Consider the following 16196-nt stretch of genomic DNA (forward strand, 5'->3'; position numbering starts at 1 on the left):
TAGGTTTTTGTACTTTCGTAATTAATAAAAAAATAATACTACTAATTTACATATTTTAAAGATACCCAATTGTTTCTTTCAAGTTTTTTAACATAAATCAGTCCTTTTTCGGTACAAGAGGCATCTATAAATGGTATATCTTCATGATAGAAACCGCTTAAAAGTAGCGTTCCATTAGGGTTTAAACTGTCTATGTAACTCTGCATATCGTTCAACAAAATATTCCTATTGATGTTGGCTATAATCAAATCGTATTTTTTACCTTCTAATAAAGAGGCTTCCCCTTCATAAACGGTAATGTGTTTGCAGTTATTACGTGCTGCATTTTCTATAGAATTCAAGTAACACCAATTGTCAATATCAATAGCGTCAATTGGTTGCGCTCCTTTCATTTCGGCAAGAATTGCTAATATTGCGGTTCCACATCCCATATCGAGTGTTTTCATCCCGGTTACATCTATTTCTAATAAATGTTGAATCATCATGTGAGTGGTCTCATGGTGCCCTGTTCCAAAACTCATTTTTGGTTCAATTATAATATCAAATTCGGCATCTGTTTTTGGATGGAATGGTGCTCGTACATGACAGTTTCCGTCGACATCAATGGCTTCAAAATTCTTTTCCCATTCCTCATTCCAGTTGACTTGTTCGATTTCTTCAAATGTATAATCAATCGTAAATTCTTCGGATTGTAAAATATGGATATCCGCTAAGATGGTTTCATTCCATAAATCCTTTTGCACAAAAGCTGAAATCCCGGTTTCAGTTTCTGTAAAACTCTCAAAAGCTCTTTCTCCCAATTCCGCGATTAAGATTTCAGACCCCAATTCTTTAGGTTCAATAGTAAAATGGTACGCGATATAAATATTTGACATGCTTGTTTTTTTTGCAAAGGTAACAATCGCATATTAAAGAGTATTTGTAAATCAAATTTTATTTTACATTTGTACCCAAAACACAGTAGTACACCATGAAAAAAATAATTTTATTTTGGATCTTTGTAAGTTGCATTTCCAGCAATGCGCAGGTTAATATCAAGCAAAGCAAACAAGATAATGACTTAAGATTATCGGCGCTTCCGTACTATAGTTTTGGTAAAGGAATTGGAATCACTTCTCCGGATAGTTTATACCAATTTAATATTCGGTTCCGAATGCAAAATAGGGTGACTTATATTGAAAATGAAGATGAAAAAAGGGGATATGACGGACAAATCCGAAGATTACGTTTGCGATTTGACGGATATGTGGGAAATCCAAAATTTTTATATGCAGTTCAATTGTCATTTGCTCCGGGCGATGTTGGTGAAATTAGAGAAGGTGAGAACATAAATATTATCAGAGATGCAGTTGTTTTTTACAGACCTAATCGACACTGGAATATCAGTTTTGGACAAACAAAATTACCAGGAAATCGCCAACGTGTGAATTCTTCAGGCGGATTACAGTTAACGGACCGGTCGATTAACAATGCCAGATTTACAATTGACAGGGATTTTGGTTTTCAAGTTCACAATATGAATGAATTTCGGGATAAATTTTCCTATAATTTCAAAACAGCTATTTCAACAGGAGAAGGTCGAAATATCACGGGGAATACAGATGAAGGTGTTGCCTTAACAGGGAAGGTAGAGTTGTTACCATTTGGGGTATTTTCAAGAGACGGAACCTATTTTGAAGGGGATATTGTAAGAGAAAAAAAGCCGAAATTAATGCTTTCGGGTGCTTTTCAGCAAAATAATCATGCCAAAAGAACCCAAGGTCAATTAGGAAATGATTTATTTGAAGCTCGCACTATGAAATCAGTGATGCTTGATGTTTTGATTAAATACAACGGATGGGCCGCTATGTCAAGTTATATGTCCAGAATTACTCCAAGAAATGCAGTTACAATAAATCCGGATGATATTTCACAATCTAATTTTGCTTACGTTGGTAACGGATTTGATCATCAATTGAGTTATAATTTGTTATCAAATTATGAGATTATCGGACGGTATTCTACTCAAAAAGTGGGCGAGGACATTAAGCTTTTAGCACCAAACACAAAACAGTATACCATTGGTTTGACGAAATATATTTGGGAACACACTTTTAAATTGCAAACGGAATTGACTTTTGATACCCTACATTATTTTGACGGTAATACAAAGAACAACTGGCACCTGCGTTTTCAGGTTGAAATAGGAATATAAAAAAAACGGTAAAATGAATCACCGCTTTTTTATGACGTTTAAAATTGAAATTTAGATAGCCTTTACAATTGCTACAAAATCATCAGCTTTTAGTGCGGCACCCCCAATGAGGCCTCCATCTACATCTGGTTTTGAGAAAATTTCTTTAGCATTATCCGGTTTCACGCTTCCTCCATATAGGATAGATACGTTTTCAGCAATATCGCTTCCAAAAGCTTTACGAACGGTTTCTCTTATAAATTCATGCATTTCCTGTGCTTGCTCCGGAGAAGCTGTTTCTCCTGTTCCTATTGCCCAAACTGGCTCATAGGCTAAAACGATACTGTCCCAGTCTTTAGCCTCAATATGAAATAAACCATCTCGCAATTGGTTTTCAACTACATTAAAATGATTTTTTGATTGGCGGTCTTTTAATTCTTCACCAAAACAAAAAATAACTCTTATGTCATGTTCCAAAGCCGTATTTACTTTATTCGCAATTAAAGCATCTGTTTCCTGAAAAATGGCTCTGCGTTCGGAGTGTCCTAAAATGACAATGTCTACACCTACACTTTTTAACATATCTGCCGAAATTTCACCCGTGAAAGCACCGCTTTCTGCTTGATGAACGTTTTGTGCAGCAACATCTATATTGGTAAATTCTAAATGATCTACAGCAGAAGCCAGGTTTACAAATGTTGGCGCTACAATTATTTGCACAGCAGTATCTGTAGGGATTTTTGCTATTAATTCATTTAATAAATCTTCTGTTTGCTCTGCATTTTTATGCATTTTCCAGTTTCCTGCAACAATCTTCTTTCTCATTTTGTCGTGTTATATTTAGTTTTTGGTTTCGTTTTTTTGAAGTTTTTCAAATGATAAGAACTGCATCTCAAATGGTGTTTGAATGCTTTATTTTAAATTTTCTAAAGTCTCGTTAATCGTGTCAAAATCAGTTTCAATAGCGCGGTATAAAGCAATTTTTCCGGTTTTGTCCACAATGATATATCTTGGAATCCAATCTAGGTCAATGGCTTTTGCAAATACACCTCCCATTTGGTCATTTGCCATGAAATGATCTCCTTTCAATTCGTGTTTTTCAATTCCAACTTTCCATTTATCGGCAGTTTTGTCCATTGAAATAAATAAATAAGCAACATCAGGATTGTTCACTTGTAATTCTTTGATTTTTGGCATTGCTTTGACACAATCCCCACACCAAGAAGCCCAAACTTCAATTACTATGGTTTTGCCTTCGTGTTTTTTTAAAACATCCTGAAAAGCAACCTGACTTCCGTCAGTGGCTAGTAGGGTTTCAGACAAAGCCGTTTTAGAAAATTCAGTTTTTCCCTCTTTTGCGCAAGAAAAGGTTACAATAGATATTAGAAGTAATAGTATTTGTTTCATTATAGAGTTGTTTTTTAAACAAAGTTAAAACAAACAATTGGATTGAGTTGTGCAGAATACCATATTTTGAAAGCAGAATTCAAAAATGCTTAAGCAATATCGTTATAGTTGATGAGATTTAGACAACATCAAACCTGTTGTTACTTTGGAAATGCTGTTTCTTGTCAAAATACAGTGATTATCCCAGTCTTATTTTGGGATCTAAATATGCATATACAAAATCCATTGAATATAACTTCCTTCATCGAAATTATGTACTTCTTATAGGCTTCCGGGCATATTAAACTGCGTTTGTTTTTGTAATACAAATCCAAAGAGCCTGGCAAATAGGATTGCACTGAAAAAGGAAGGAATGCTCATCCCTAAAGTACTGATTAAAGCAATTAGGCGATCGATCCAGGTATCTTTGTATAAGGCAGAAATAATACCAAAAACAATAGCGATACCTATGGCAAATATGGCTAATACGGCTGTGCTTGGCAATGTATGTCCAATAATTTGAGAAACTTTTTTTCCGCTTTTTTGAAAACTTTCTCTTAAATAGGGGGTTTTCAAAACCAATTCATTTGTACCAATTCCAAAAAGGGGTACCGCATTGTATTTTCCCTCGCTCAGAAAAGTATAATCGGATTGGGTATCACTGTGCAAAGAAATAGGCAACAGGTCATTCAGATAATACAAGTATTGAGTAGCAATAGGTTTATCAAAACCATATTTCTTTTTTACAATGGCCAGTTGTTCTGAATTTTCATTTTGATCCAGCATCATGCGTGCAAGATCCCCAGGCAAAACAGTAAACAAAAATAATATCACTGTAAACACTCCAAAAAGAGTAAGCAGTGCAGATCCAATTTTACTAAGAAAACATTTTAACATAAATGCTTTTAATGGGTAAAAATAATTAGCGGTTAAAGTTCTGTAATACCGTAAATCAGAACCGTCCTATTCTTATAATCTTAAGTCTTTGACGTCGTTATGATGAAGTTTTTGTGTGATTGTTCCTTTCTCGAGCAATACAATACTTGGATTGGCTCTTTCAATTGTTTTTAATGTGATTGCATCACAAAAATAAAAGTCAAATGTCAATCCATATTGTTTTTTTGCTGCAGCTATCTCTTCCGGTAAGGAAGATGTCATTCCAATTACCTTATATCCTTTTGTTTTTGCATCTAAATACAGTTTTTCCATTTTGCCCATTCCCGCTTTATCGGCATTCACTAAATTATAGGCTACAATCAACATCAATTTTGGCTCTCGCAAGAACTGATCTTTATAATCCGAACCGTCTTTTTCCATCGTGAAGTCATGAATAGGAGGAACATATCCTTCTGTGATGACTTTGTCTTTTCGGTCTACAAATACGGCGCCTTCAGGAATCGACATTAGGTCTTTTTCGGTAAATTCTTTGTCTACACCATTCACTTTGTATATAAACACCATTTCTACCACTGATTTATCAGCGCCGTCAGGGATTTGCATTCCTTGTTGAATATTATTTCCTACCTTGAATGGTCTAAAATCTATTAATGGCAAATGGTTTAAAACGATAACGCCCATAAAGGCTGATAAAACGATACTGGCATAAATAATTATGTTTTGAACGGTAGTTCTAAATAAGGGTTGGATTAATTTTTTGTTAAAGAACAATACCAGAATAAAGAACAACAACACAATATCCTTTGTAAACGATTGCCATGGTGTTAGTTTTAGCGCATCGCCAAAACAGCCACAATCTTTTACTACATTGAAATAAGCGGAATAAAAAGTTAGGAAGGTAAACATTACAATCAAAACCAATAAACTCCAAACCGTGACTTTAGTCTTGTATCCAATGAGTAACATAATCCCCAAAACCACTTCAAGAATCACTAAAAACAGGGCGATTCCCAGTGCAAACGGAACAAAAAAGGGCATGTTGAATACGGGTTCACTGAAATACTCTGCCAATTTATAAGAAAAACCAACAGGGTCATTCAGTTTGATTAATCCGGAGATTATGAATAGGATTCCCACGAAAATTCTAGAAAATTGAGTAATTATATTTTTCATATGAAGATAATATTTGTTTTTTAATGGAATACGGTATCGCCATTCTGGATTACAGTTTGTGATTTTGGAATCCCAGTGATTTCATGTTTAGTTATTGCTTTTTATTATTTATTTCCAAAACCCATTAGAATCAAGGCAAAAACCGAATAATTTATCATGTCCTGATAATTAGCATCGATTCCTTCAGAAACTAATGTTTTTCCTTTGTTGTCTTCAATTTGTTTGACACGAAGTAATTTTTGCAAAATTAAATCTGTTAGTGAACTCACACGCATTTCGCGCCAAGCTTCCCCGTAATCATGATTTTTGTCTTCCATTAATTCCTTGGTTAGTTTGATTTTGGCATCGTATAATTTGGTTGCCTTTTCCACACTTAAATCAGGCTGATCTGCAACGCCTAATTCCAATTGAATCAACGCCATGAGAGCATAATTTATGATCCCAATGAATTCACCCGTTTCATCTTCATCAATTTTGCGGATTTCATTTTCTTGTAAACTTCGGATTCTTTGGGCCTTAATATAGATTTGATCCGTTAATGAAGGCAGTCTCAAAATGCGCCAAGCACATCCGTAATCTTTCATTTTGTTGATATACAGTGCCCGACAAGTCGCAATCACAGCATCATATTCCTTTGAAGTATTCTTCATTATTGGTGTATATTTGTATTCAAATTTTTTCAAAAATAAGAATAATTTTTTTGAATGCAGAATGAAGGGTAAATAATGTTGAAAGTAGTAGTCTTAAAACTAAAAAAGAATGACAATTAATTGTAAAGGAATACTCATTGATCTATCAACTCCCAAAGTAATGGGAATTTTGAATGTGACACCCAACTCTTTTTTTGATGGAGGAAAGTATAAGAATGAAACCGAAATCCTTTCTCATACTGAAAAAATGCTGCTTGATGGCGCAACTTTTATAGATGTAGGTACTTATTCGAGCAAACCAAATGCAGAATTCGTTTCGGAACAAGATGAAATTTCCAGAATTATTCCTGTTATTGATTTGATTCTAAAGCAGTTTCCAGAAACAATAATCTCTATTGATACCTTTAGAAGCGAAGTAGCAAAGGCATCGATTGAAAATGGTGCGTCTATCATCAATGATATTGCAGCCGGAAATCTAGACGACAAAATGCTGGAGATAATTGCAAAATACAATGTTCCGTATATTATGATGCACATGCGAGGCAATCCGCAAACGATGCAAACACTTACGGATTACGATGATATTGTAAAAGAAATGGTGTTCTATTTTTCTGAAAAAGTAGCTATGGCCAGAAGTTTTGGAATCAATGATTTAATTATTGATCCGGGCTTTGGCTTTGCCAAAACAATAGCACAAAATTATGAAGTTTTTCAAAAAATGGACTTGTTTAACATCTTGAAATTACCACTTCTTGTGGGAGTTTCCAGAAAATCCATGATTTATAAAACCCTAGATACTTCAATCGAAAATGCATTAAATGGAACTACAGTTTTAAATACTTTGGCATTGACCAAAGGCGCAAAAATCCTTCGTGTTCACGATGTAAAAGAAGCTGTGGAATGCGTTACATTATTCAATAAAATCAATTTATAACGATGAAATATTTTATGTTGATTGTTCTTTTTACTCTTTTTTCCTGTGGAAATAAAGAAGCGGTTTTATTGCCAAAATCAAATATTTCAATTGTCAAAGTGGTAGAGGATCTTTCGCCAATCTATTTTTTTTTTTAGAACAAAAGGCTTGGATACGCTGGCTGAAGTAAACCGTAAAAACAGTATTATTTAGACCAATTGGATTCTCAATGTAGACAAACGTTAACCGTTACGACTTGCTATTCCGGATATTATGAGGTTGCAACAAAAGAAGCGCTAAGAAAAAGCACACAAGAATGAAAAGACCGAAAATTATTATTCTTATGCTAATACAATCGGAAAAAATTTAGTTTTTATACCTTTTACCAATGTGTTTTATAAATTGGAAAAACCAATTGGAACCATCATATTTTCAATAAGAATAATGAGATTTTAATTGAGAATCAAGTTTTCAAAAAAGAAAAGCTTCAAGATTTAATTAATACTGTTTTACCCAAAGACGTTGCAACTACTTTTTTATTTAGGTTTGATGAAAATTTAAGCTTTGGAAGTTATATACAAAACAAAATTTTTATTGAAAGTTTAAAAGTACAAATGAAAAGTAATCAAGAATTTATTTACTAAACTTTAAAAAAAGAACACTTCAAACGAAATAATTACTGATGATGATACGGTTCGTTTTTCAAGATCGTGAATCCACGATACAATTGTTCGATAAAGAACAACCGAACCATCTGATGCGAAAAAGTCATTAAAGACAACGATATTTTTCCTTGTGCTTTAGCATAAACCGTATCCGAAAACCCATAAGGACCGCCAATAACAAAAACTAAAGTCTTTACTCCGGAATTCATTTTCTTTTGTAATTCTTCTGAGAAGCCAACGCTGGAAAAATTTTTCCCGTTTTCATCCAACAAAATAAGTTGGTCCGTTGGTGTGATTTTTGCTAAAATTAATTCGCCTTCCTTCTCTTTTTGTTGACTTTCCGATAAGTTTTTTACGTTCTTGATATCAGGAATAATATCTAAATCGAATTTAATGTAAAAAGACAAACGCTTGGTGTAATCGTCGATCAAGGATTGTAGCGCTTTGTTATCAGTTTTACCGATAGCAATCAATTTGATGTTCATTTTTGTTAGATTTCAGAGATGCAAAGATAGAAAAATTAGCAGTTTTAAATTACATTCTCTTTAATGGAAATTAATAATCTGATTTTTAAATTTATAAAATTACGAAAGCTAAGATGCTATTTATTTTACCTCAATGCGATCAATTAGCAATTGAAATGACTCTTCTTTCTTATTGCCTATCAGGAAAGCATTTTCCTCTAATTTAGAACCGTCAATGATTAGGCTGATCTAATTTTCGTCCTCTGAAAGCTGGATACAACTGGGTGAATGGAATTTCAATTGTTTGCCAATCAGTGGTAGTTTGAAAAGGGAATACACACGAATGTGGGTCTGTACGATTTATCTTCACTCTAAATTGGTATTGTTTGCCGTCTCCTTTAATGTGGATGCAATATGTTTAGCAGGTTTTAGATACATTGGTTCAAAAACATATTTCACAGCACAAAATCCGCCATTGTTTTCTAATGAAACAGTACCTTCAAAGGTTCCCTTTCCATTTGAGTTCTAAATAAGATGTACTTTTGGATATTCCTCCCATCACAGCATCATTTACAATTTTCCAATTGCTTAGATCGCTATTTAAATTAAAATCAAAAATTAGTACAGGTGTCATTGTTGGTTGGTATTGTAACATCTTTTCGCTGAACAAATTACTATCACGCGGTAGGATTCAAAAACTAAAACGGGCCTAAACACTTGGGGATTTGCGCCCATTTTTTATTTTTGAGGAGCATTCAAATTCCTATTTAGGCAACGGAGCACCCACAGCAATATCACAGCGGTGATTGGTTTGTCCGTGTGGCGGATTCATTCCTTCAGCCGTAGGAGTTCCCTGGTCTTGCGTTGTTGCAGTTGAGACTGTATTAGCCTGAACAGGCGCGTTTTGTTGTGGCGTAGCAGAAGCATTTGTAGCAGCCGGGGAGTTCAAAGGAGCACCAACGGCTATATCACATCGGTGACCAGGTTGACCATGAGCTGGATTTGCGCCAGTGGCAACAGCAGTAGGATCCGTATTTTGTTGTTGCTGAGTGGTAGTTTGCGATTGGTTCTGCATTTGTCTGCCAACTTCAGTAAAAGGAACGATATTTGTCGGAGTAGTATTTTGTATGTCTACTTCCTTTTTACAAGAAATAAAAAGTAGTGACGATACAAAAAGCAGGCTAAAATAAGATTTCATAAAATAGTGATTTAGTTACTAAATCCAAATATAGGATTTTAAATAGTACTGCCCTAAATAAACAATTGATTTATGGGTTTAAATAGCTAGAGCGCCTAAAGTCAATGTGTAAAGCTGTAATTGCGTATGGTAACTGTGTTGTTTTCTACAATTAGATCTTTAATATGTCTAGTTTTTTTTCTTGATAAAATGGATTCATTTGTTTCTTTATCCAAAGAAGCCAACTCTCAAATTTTCAAATCCACAAAATATATGCTACTTTAGCATTCCATAAATTTTCTATAAAATGATTAGCGAAGCACAATTCAATAACGAGTTACAAATACTAATACAAAACGCCATTAGGGAGGATGTGGGCCCTGGAGATTATAGCTCTTTGGCTTGTATTCCGGCATCGGCCACAGGAAAAGCAAAATTATTGGTAAAAGAAGACGGTATTATTGCAGGCGTGGCTTTTGCCAAAATGATTTTTGAGTATGTAGACCCTAATTTACAAATAGAGACTTTTATTAAGGACGGAACTTCAGTAAAAAAGGGAGATGTTGTTTTTCATGTTTCGGGAAGTTCACAATCTATTTTAAAATCAGAACGTGTAGTTTTGAATTCAATGCAAAGAATGTCAGCTATAGCAACTAAAACCAAAGAATACGTTCGTTTAGTAGCAGGGCTAAATACAAAAATTCTCGATACCCGCAAAACAACACCGGGATTCAGGGCCTGTGAGAAATGGGCGGTCAAAATTGGCGGCGGCGAAAACCACCGGTATGCTTTGTACGATATGATAATGCTCAAGGACAATCATATTGATTTTGCGGGCGGAATTACCTTGGCCATTGCCAAAACCAAAGCCTACCTCAAGGAAAATAATCTGGATCTTAAAATCATTGTCGAAGCCAGAAGTTTAGCTGAAATAAAAGAAATTCTCGAAAGTGAAGGAATATCCCGGATTTTGATTGATAATTTTAATTATGAGGATACGATAAAAGCAGTAGCTTTGATTGGGGATAAATGCCGGACTGAATCTTCCGGAAATATAAATGAAAATACCATTCGCAAGTATGCAGAATGTGGAGTAGATTATATTTCGTCAGGTTCCTTGACGCATTCCGTTTACAACATGGATTTGAGTTTAAAAGCAATATGAGTAAAGAGATAGAGGTTAAGCTCGAAAAAATCCCGATAATTCGCAATCTGGTTCATGTGCTAAAAAAGATCAAGCTTCCTTGGCTAGAAGGCTTGTCCTTATACGATTTGTTAGAACTTTACGGACTTGGGATTGTGGAGAGTGCGGTAACCTATCATGCCAGTGCAATTGCATTTAGTTTTTTCATGGCCTTATTTCCTTTTGCGCTGTTCATCTTAAATCTTATTCCTTACATACCTATTGAAGGTTTTCAGAATGATTTTCTTCAATTTGTAAAGGATGGAGTTCCGCCCAATACCTATGATGCTATTTATAAAATCATCAATGATATTCTTAATAACAGCCACTCAGGATTAGTTTCCTATGGGTTTTTGCTCTCCATTTTATTAATGGCAAATGGATTAAATGGAATTCTGGGAGGTTTTGAATCTTCCCGACACGTCCTGATCAAACGAGGGTTTATCCGTCAGTATTTAGTCGCATTAGGAATGTCATTATTGCTGTCTTTACTTTTAATTGTAACGGTTGCAATAATTGTTGTTTTTGAGGTATTTATACAGAAAACAGTATTTAGCGATCAGCTGCAACTAATTATTTTAGGACGCTATGCATTCGTGATTTTGATGATTTTAGCTACTACTTCTATACTTTTTAAGTTTGGAACTAAGTATTATAAAAACAGAGCTTTTATCTCTATTGGCTCTGTATTTACAACAATATTGATTCTGCTGGATTCATACGGTTTTGGAATTTGGGTCACAAAATTTTCACAATACAATGAATTATATGGCTCAATAGGAACATTATTGGTTTTGATGTTTTATATTTGGATCAACTGCATGATATTACTGTTGGGTTTTGAATTGAATGCCACAGTAAATAAACTGAAAGCAAAAAAAATATAATTTTTAAACCAAAATAGTCTCAAAATCAAGGGTTATTTCCTGCTATTAGTTTCTTGCCATGACAGGATTTTCAAGGCTATCAGGGCTCTAAAAAGAAAAAGATGAAAAATACAATTACAATTCTGGTATTATTTATTTCGATGGCGTTTTATGGACAAACGCATAGCGTTATCGGAAAATGGAAAACCATTGATGACGAAACAGGCAAAGCCAAATCAATAGTCGAAATCTACGAACGTTCCGGTAAAATTTACGGAAAAATCGTTGACATATTAGATACCGAAAAGAAAAAAAGTGTATGTACAGCATGTTCCGGTGATGAAAAAAATAAGCCTATTATGGGGCTTGTGATTATCAAAGGCCTTACTAAAGATGGTAAAGAATACAATTCAGGAAAAATTTTGGATCCAACTACGGGGAAGCTCTACAAATGTTCTTTGGTTTTGAATGGTACTGATAAACTGAACGTTCGAGGATATATTGGTGTGGCCTTATTTGGAAGAACACAAACTTGGAACAGAGTAAAATAAGTGTGAAATTAGGAGTTATGGGTTCAAAGTAAAAATTCAACACATCACTCAAATTGATAACTCATAATTGATTATAAATGTATTTTGCAGAAGTAATTTTACCTCTTTCCTTAGCTAAAACATTCACGTATAGCGTTTCCGAAACGGAGTTTTTATACATCAAAAAAGGAATGCGGGTAGCTGTTCCTTTTGGGAAAAGTAAAATTTTTACGGCTTTAGTTATTGAAACTCATCAAAACAAACCAGAGTTGTATGATGCGAAGGAAATCCATCAAATTCTGGATGAAAAGCCCATCGTAACTGAAATCCAGATTGCACATTGGCAGTGGATCGCTTCCTATTATATGTGTGCCATTGGAGATGTGTATCGTGGTGCCATGCCAAGTGCTCTTTTGCTGGAAAGCGAAACCCTGATTTCTCAAAAAACGAATTTATTTGTGGATACCAATCTTCTTTCGGATGATGAGTTCCTGGTTTACGAAGCTTTGCAACAGCAGAATTCGCTAAAAATTCAAGATATTATTGCTATTTTAAACAAGAAAAATATCTTTCCTGTTATTCAAAAACTAGTTGATAAGAACATCTTGGTGCTTCAGGAAGAAATACAGGAAAGCTACAAACCTAAATTAGTTCGCTACGTGCGGCTGCACCCTAAATACGAATCCAATCAAGGCTTAAGCGAATTACTTGAGACGCTGAAAAATGCCAACAAACAAAAGGAAGTTGTAATGCACTATTTTCAATTGAGCGCAACGCAAAAGTCCCAAGGCGAGGCTGAAAGGAACGGAGCTAAACCCATTACCGTAAAAAAATTAGTGGAGCAAGCTAATTCTTCTTCGGCAATTGTTAAAGCTTTAATCGAGAAAGAAATATTCGAAGATTATTTTTTGCAGGAAGACAGAGTACATTTCAACGGAAAAATTCGTGACGAAGAATTACAGTTGAGTCAGGCACAACAAGCTGCTTTCGAAGAAATTAAAGATCGTTTTATTCTAAAAGAAGTCTGTTTATTACACGGAGTAACATCCAGTGGAAAAACGGAAATTTACATCAAACTCATCGAAGAATATTTGGCAACGGGAAAACAAATCCTGTATTTACTGCCTGAAATTGCCTTGACGACTCAATTAGTAGGTCGATTAAGAAGTTATTTTGGAAATAAAGTAGCGGTGTTTCATTCGAAATACAGCAATAATGAACGGATTGAGGTGTGGAATCAAGTTTTGCAAAATTCTGAGAAAGCGCAAGTGGTAATTGGAGCGAGGTCCGCTTTGTTTTTGCCTTTTCATAATTTAGGGTTCATAATTGTAGATGAAGAACACGAGCAAACCTTCAAGCAGGCAGATCCGGCTCCGCGGTATCACGCCCGGGATGCGGCTATAGTTTTAGCACATTCCCACAAGGCAAAAGTGCTTTTGGGTTCGGCTACGCCAAGTATAGAAACGTATTTTAATGCCAAATCAGATAAATTTGGTCTGGTCGAAATTTCGGAACGTTTCGGGAATGTCAGGATGCCCAATATTGAATTGGTGGATTTGAAAGACAAATACTTTCGAAAAAAAATGACAGGACATTTTAGTGACGTTTTAATTGAAGAAATTACAAACGCGTTGTCTTTAGGAGAGCAAGTGATTTTGTTTCAAAACCGCAGAGGATATTCTCCTGTAATTGAATGTATCACTTGCGGTCATGTACCTCAATGCCAACAGTGCGACGTAAGTTTGACTTATCACAAGCATAAAAACCAGTTGCGTTGTCATTATTGTGGATACACCATGGCTAAACCTACACATTGTCACGAATGTTCTAGTGTTGATTTGACTACAAAAGGCTTTGGAACCGAACAAATTGAACAAGAATTACTGTCTATTTTTCCAAATTCAAAAATAGGGAGAATGGATCAGGATACGACCCGAGGAAAATTTGGTTTCGAAAAAATCATTGATAGTTTTAAGAACAGAGAAATGGACATATTAGTAGGAACCCAAATGCTGGCCAAAGGGTTGGATTTTGACAACGTGAGTTTAGTAGGAATAATGAATGCGGATAATATGTTATATCATCCTGATTTTAGAGCTTTTGAGAGAAGTTTTCAGATGATGACTCAAGTTGCCGGTAGAGCAGGACGTTCTCAAAAACAAGGGAAAGTGATCATACAAACCTACAATCCCAATCACAATACAATACAACAAGTGACTAAGAACGATTATTTTGGAATGTATAACGAACAATTGTATGACCGACAAATTTATAAATATCCACCGTATTTCAGGCTTATAAAACTAACGCTAAAACAACGTGATTTTGATAAGTTAAAGGAAGGTGCTATGTGGCTGTATCAAGTGATAAGTCAAAACTTAAATATGCCAGTATTGGGTCCGGAAGAACCAGCTATCAGCAGGATTAGAAACGAATACATTCGTATGATTATTATCAAAATACCTCAAAATGTGTCTATTGGGAACACAAAAAAAACGATTCAGAAAATGCTAAATAGTTTTGAGGCTGTTGCTCAGTTCAGAGCTATAAAAGTAACTTCAAATGTAGATTTTTATTGATAAATGGAAATTAAGAAAAGGAAAGGGCTCGTACTAAATCTTCTTTTTTGTGTCGGCTTAAAGGAATTTTTGTCATCCCAATTTCGGCATATTTGCTATTGAAGCGCTCTACTTTATCGATATTAATAATATAGGACTTATGAACTCTGATAAATTTATCTTTTGACAGATCATTTTCAAAAGATTTCATTGTAGAGAGTACCAGATTAGTGTCCTCTTCAGTAACGACTCTGACATAATCTCCAAAGGCTTCAATCCATTTTATTTTAGAAGTGAAAATTTTCAATTTTTTCAAATTACTTTTAATGAAAATATGCTCGCCTTCATTTTCTTTATTTTCTTTTTTAAGTAAATGAAAATCAATAGCTCTTTTTACAGAGGCGTTAAATCGATCAATTGCGATTGGTTTTTGAAGGTAGTCTGTTGCGTCATAATCAAACGCTTTCATGGCGTATTCTGCCTTGGAAGTAATGAAAATAATTTGGGGTTTTACTTTTAAGCCATCTAGAAAATCAAAACCACTGATGACAGGCATTTCTATGTCTAGAAATATTAAGTCTACATTGTGAATAGCCATGCAACTTTTTGCTTCTATAGCGTTAGAAAAATCCCCTATTAGGTGTAAATTTTGATTATTATTAACTAACTTTGCAATAATTATCCTCTGGATAGAACTATCATCAACTACAACACAGTTTAGTTTCATAAAATTTCAGTATTAGATATGGTTAAGTAAATTTACTACTTTTTTATTTAGAAATAAAAATAATATCATCGATTTTTTTAAATTTAGAGCAAAAAAACGAAATAAGGTTTGTGAGATAAGAAATATTGATTACTTTTGCACCCAAATAACAAATAAATATATATTTATGAATCATTATGAAACTGTTTTCATTTTAAATCCCGTTTTATCTGAAGTTCAGGTAAAGGAAACAGTAAGCAAATTTGAAGATTTTCTTACTAGTAGAGGAGCAGAAATGGTGTCGAAAGAAGACTGGGGCCTTAAAAAAATGGCGTACGAAATTCAAAACAAAAAAAGTGGTTTTTACCATTTATTCGAATTCAAAGTAGCAGGAGAAGTCCTTATTGCTTTTGAAACTGAATTTAGACGTGATGAAAGAGTAATGCGTTTCTTGACTGTAAGTCTTGACAAACACGCTATTTCTTGGGCTGAAAGAAGAAGAACTAAATTAAAATCTACAAAAGCTTAATTATTATGGCTACACTACAACAATCGGCTTCAGGAAAAAAAGACGGAGATATCAGATATCTTACGCCTTTAAATATAGAAACAAACAAAACTAAAAAGTATTGTCGTTTCAAAAAATCAGGTATCAAATATATTGATTATAAAGATGCTGATTTCTTATTGAAATTTGTTAATGAGCAAGGAAAAATACTTCCTCGTCGTTTAACAGGAACTTCATTGAAGTACCAAAGAAAAGTGTCTGTTGCTGTAAAAAGAGCACGTCACTTAGCATTAATGCCATATGTGGCTGATTTACTAAAATAATAAAAAATTAACAGTTGTTGGTTT

General features: G+C 34.4%; 16 protein-coding genes and 2 pseudogenes. 8 read left to right on the forward strand and 10 right to left on the reverse strand.

The features are described 5' to 3' along the window. Positions 1 to 41: 41 nt before the first annotated feature. A complete protein-coding gene (gene prmA, locus EKM05_RS03850) occupies positions 42 to 875 on the reverse strand; it encodes a 50S ribosomal protein L11 methyltransferase (RefSeq protein ID WP_126462968.1) in 834 nt (277 codons plus the stop codon). Positions 876 to 970: 95 nt separating this feature from the next. On the opposite strand from prmA, the gene EKM05_RS03855 reads away from it, so the two are divergent. Beyond that, positions 971 to 2194 carry a porin gene (locus EKM05_RS03855; RefSeq protein ID WP_126553603.1) on the forward strand — a complete coding sequence of 408 codons (1224 nt, stop codon included), beginning with the start codon at positions 971 to 973 and terminating at the stop codon, positions 2192 to 2194. A gap of 51 nt (positions 2195 to 2245) precedes the next feature. Here EKM05_RS03855 and tpiA read toward each other — a convergent pair whose 3' ends face one another. The 5 genes and pseudogenes from tpiA to EKM05_RS03880 form a co-directional block, all read right to left on the reverse strand. Continuing rightward, positions 2246 to 2998: a triose-phosphate isomerase gene (gene tpiA, locus EKM05_RS03860; RefSeq protein WP_126462964.1), complete on the reverse strand. Its 753-nt coding sequence runs from the start codon at positions 2996 to 2998 to the stop codon at positions 2246 to 2248. 87 nt (positions 2999 to 3085) lie between these two features. After that, a complete protein-coding gene (locus tag EKM05_RS03865; protein WP_126553605.1) occupies positions 3086 to 3580 on the reverse strand; it encodes a TlpA disulfide reductase family protein in 495 nt (164 codons plus the stop codon). A gap of 264 nt (positions 3581 to 3844) precedes the next feature. Next, positions 3845 to 4456 (reverse strand): annotated as a pseudogene (locus EKM05_RS03870) (ABC transporter permease); the annotation flags it as partial. Positions 4457 to 4528: 72 nt separating this feature from the next. Then, positions 4529 to 5629: a BT_3928 family protein gene (locus EKM05_RS03875; RefSeq protein WP_126553607.1), complete on the reverse strand. Its 1101-nt coding sequence runs from the start codon at positions 5627 to 5629 to the stop codon at positions 4529 to 4531. Positions 5630 to 5733: 104 nt separating this feature from the next. Then, on the reverse strand, positions 5734 to 6279 hold the full coding sequence (locus tag EKM05_RS03880; RefSeq protein WP_126553609.1) for a DUF1599 domain-containing protein: 546 nt from the start codon (positions 6277 to 6279) through the stop codon (positions 5734 to 5736). Between the two features lie 109 nt (positions 6280 to 6388). Here EKM05_RS03880 and folP point away from each other — a divergent pair, with 109 nt between their 5' ends. Beyond that, positions 6389 to 7213: a dihydropteroate synthase gene (folP, locus tag EKM05_RS03885; RefSeq protein ID WP_126553611.1), complete on the forward strand. Its 825-nt coding sequence runs from the start codon at positions 6389 to 6391 to the stop codon at positions 7211 to 7213. 655 nt (positions 7214 to 7868) lie between these two features. Here the strand turns inward: folP and rlmH are convergent. The 3 genes and pseudogenes from rlmH to EKM05_RS03905 form a co-directional block, all read right to left on the reverse strand. Further along, on the reverse strand, positions 7869 to 8342 hold the full coding sequence (rlmH, locus tag EKM05_RS03895; protein WP_126462955.1) for a 23S rRNA (pseudouridine(1915)-N(3))-methyltransferase RlmH: 474 nt from the start codon (positions 8340 to 8342) through the stop codon (positions 7869 to 7871). A gap of 211 nt (positions 8343 to 8553) precedes the next feature. Then, a pseudogene (locus EKM05_RS03900) lies at positions 8554 to 8976 on the reverse strand (CIA30 family protein). 108 nt (positions 8977 to 9084) lie between these two features. After that, positions 9085 to 9519, reverse strand: a complete 435-nt coding sequence (locus EKM05_RS03905) for a hypothetical protein (RefSeq protein ID WP_126553613.1) — start codon at positions 9517 to 9519, stop codon at positions 9085 to 9087. 286 nt (positions 9520 to 9805) lie between these two features. On the opposite strand from EKM05_RS03905, the gene nadC reads away from it, so the two are divergent. The 4 genes from nadC (at position 9806) to priA (ending at position 14656) form a co-directional block, all read left to right on the forward strand. Further along, a complete protein-coding gene (nadC, locus tag EKM05_RS03910) occupies positions 9806 to 10663 on the forward strand; it encodes a carboxylating nicotinate-nucleotide diphosphorylase (protein WP_126553615.1) in 858 nt (285 codons plus the stop codon). Next, the gene (locus tag EKM05_RS03915; RefSeq protein ID WP_126462949.1) at positions 10660 to 11568 is read left to right on the forward strand and encodes a YihY/virulence factor BrkB family protein; all 909 of its coding nucleotides are present in this window, start codon (positions 10660 to 10662) and stop codon (positions 11566 to 11568) included. Before nadC ends, EKM05_RS03915 begins: the two co-directional genes overlap by 4 nt. A 101-nt stretch (positions 11569 to 11669) precedes the next feature. Beyond that, on the forward strand, positions 11670 to 12098 hold the full coding sequence (locus EKM05_RS03920) for a DUF2147 domain-containing protein (protein ID WP_126553617.1): 429 nt from the start codon (positions 11670 to 11672) through the stop codon (positions 12096 to 12098). Positions 12099 to 12175: 77 nt separating this feature from the next. After that, positions 12176 to 14656 (forward strand): primosomal protein N', encoded by a 2481-nt coding sequence (priA, locus tag EKM05_RS03925; RefSeq protein ID WP_126553619.1) that lies wholly within the window; start codon positions 12176 to 12178, stop codon positions 14654 to 14656. A gap of 10 nt (positions 14657 to 14666) precedes the next feature. Here the strand turns inward: priA and EKM05_RS03930 are convergent, their stop codons facing one another. Beyond that, on the reverse strand, positions 14667 to 15362 hold the full coding sequence (locus EKM05_RS03930) for a LytTR family DNA-binding domain-containing protein (RefSeq protein WP_126553621.1): 696 nt from the start codon (positions 15360 to 15362) through the stop codon (positions 14667 to 14669). Between the two features lie 166 nt (positions 15363 to 15528). Here EKM05_RS03930 and rpsF point away from each other — a divergent pair, with 166 nt between their 5' ends. Then, positions 15529 to 15870, forward strand: a complete 342-nt coding sequence (rpsF, locus tag EKM05_RS03935; RefSeq protein ID WP_035671622.1) for a 30S ribosomal protein S6 — start codon at positions 15529 to 15531, stop codon at positions 15868 to 15870. 5 nt (positions 15871 to 15875) lie between these two features. Beyond that, the gene (rpsR, locus tag EKM05_RS03940) at positions 15876 to 16172 is read left to right on the forward strand and encodes a 30S ribosomal protein S18 (RefSeq protein WP_007138295.1); all 297 of its coding nucleotides are present in this window, start codon (positions 15876 to 15878) and stop codon (positions 16170 to 16172) included. Positions 16173 to 16196 lie beyond the last annotated feature (24 nt).

The sequence above is a fragment of the Flavobacterium sp. GSP27 genome (genome assembly GCF_003970395.1).
Classification (GTDB): domain Bacteria; phylum Bacteroidota; class Bacteroidia; order Flavobacteriales; family Flavobacteriaceae; genus Flavobacterium.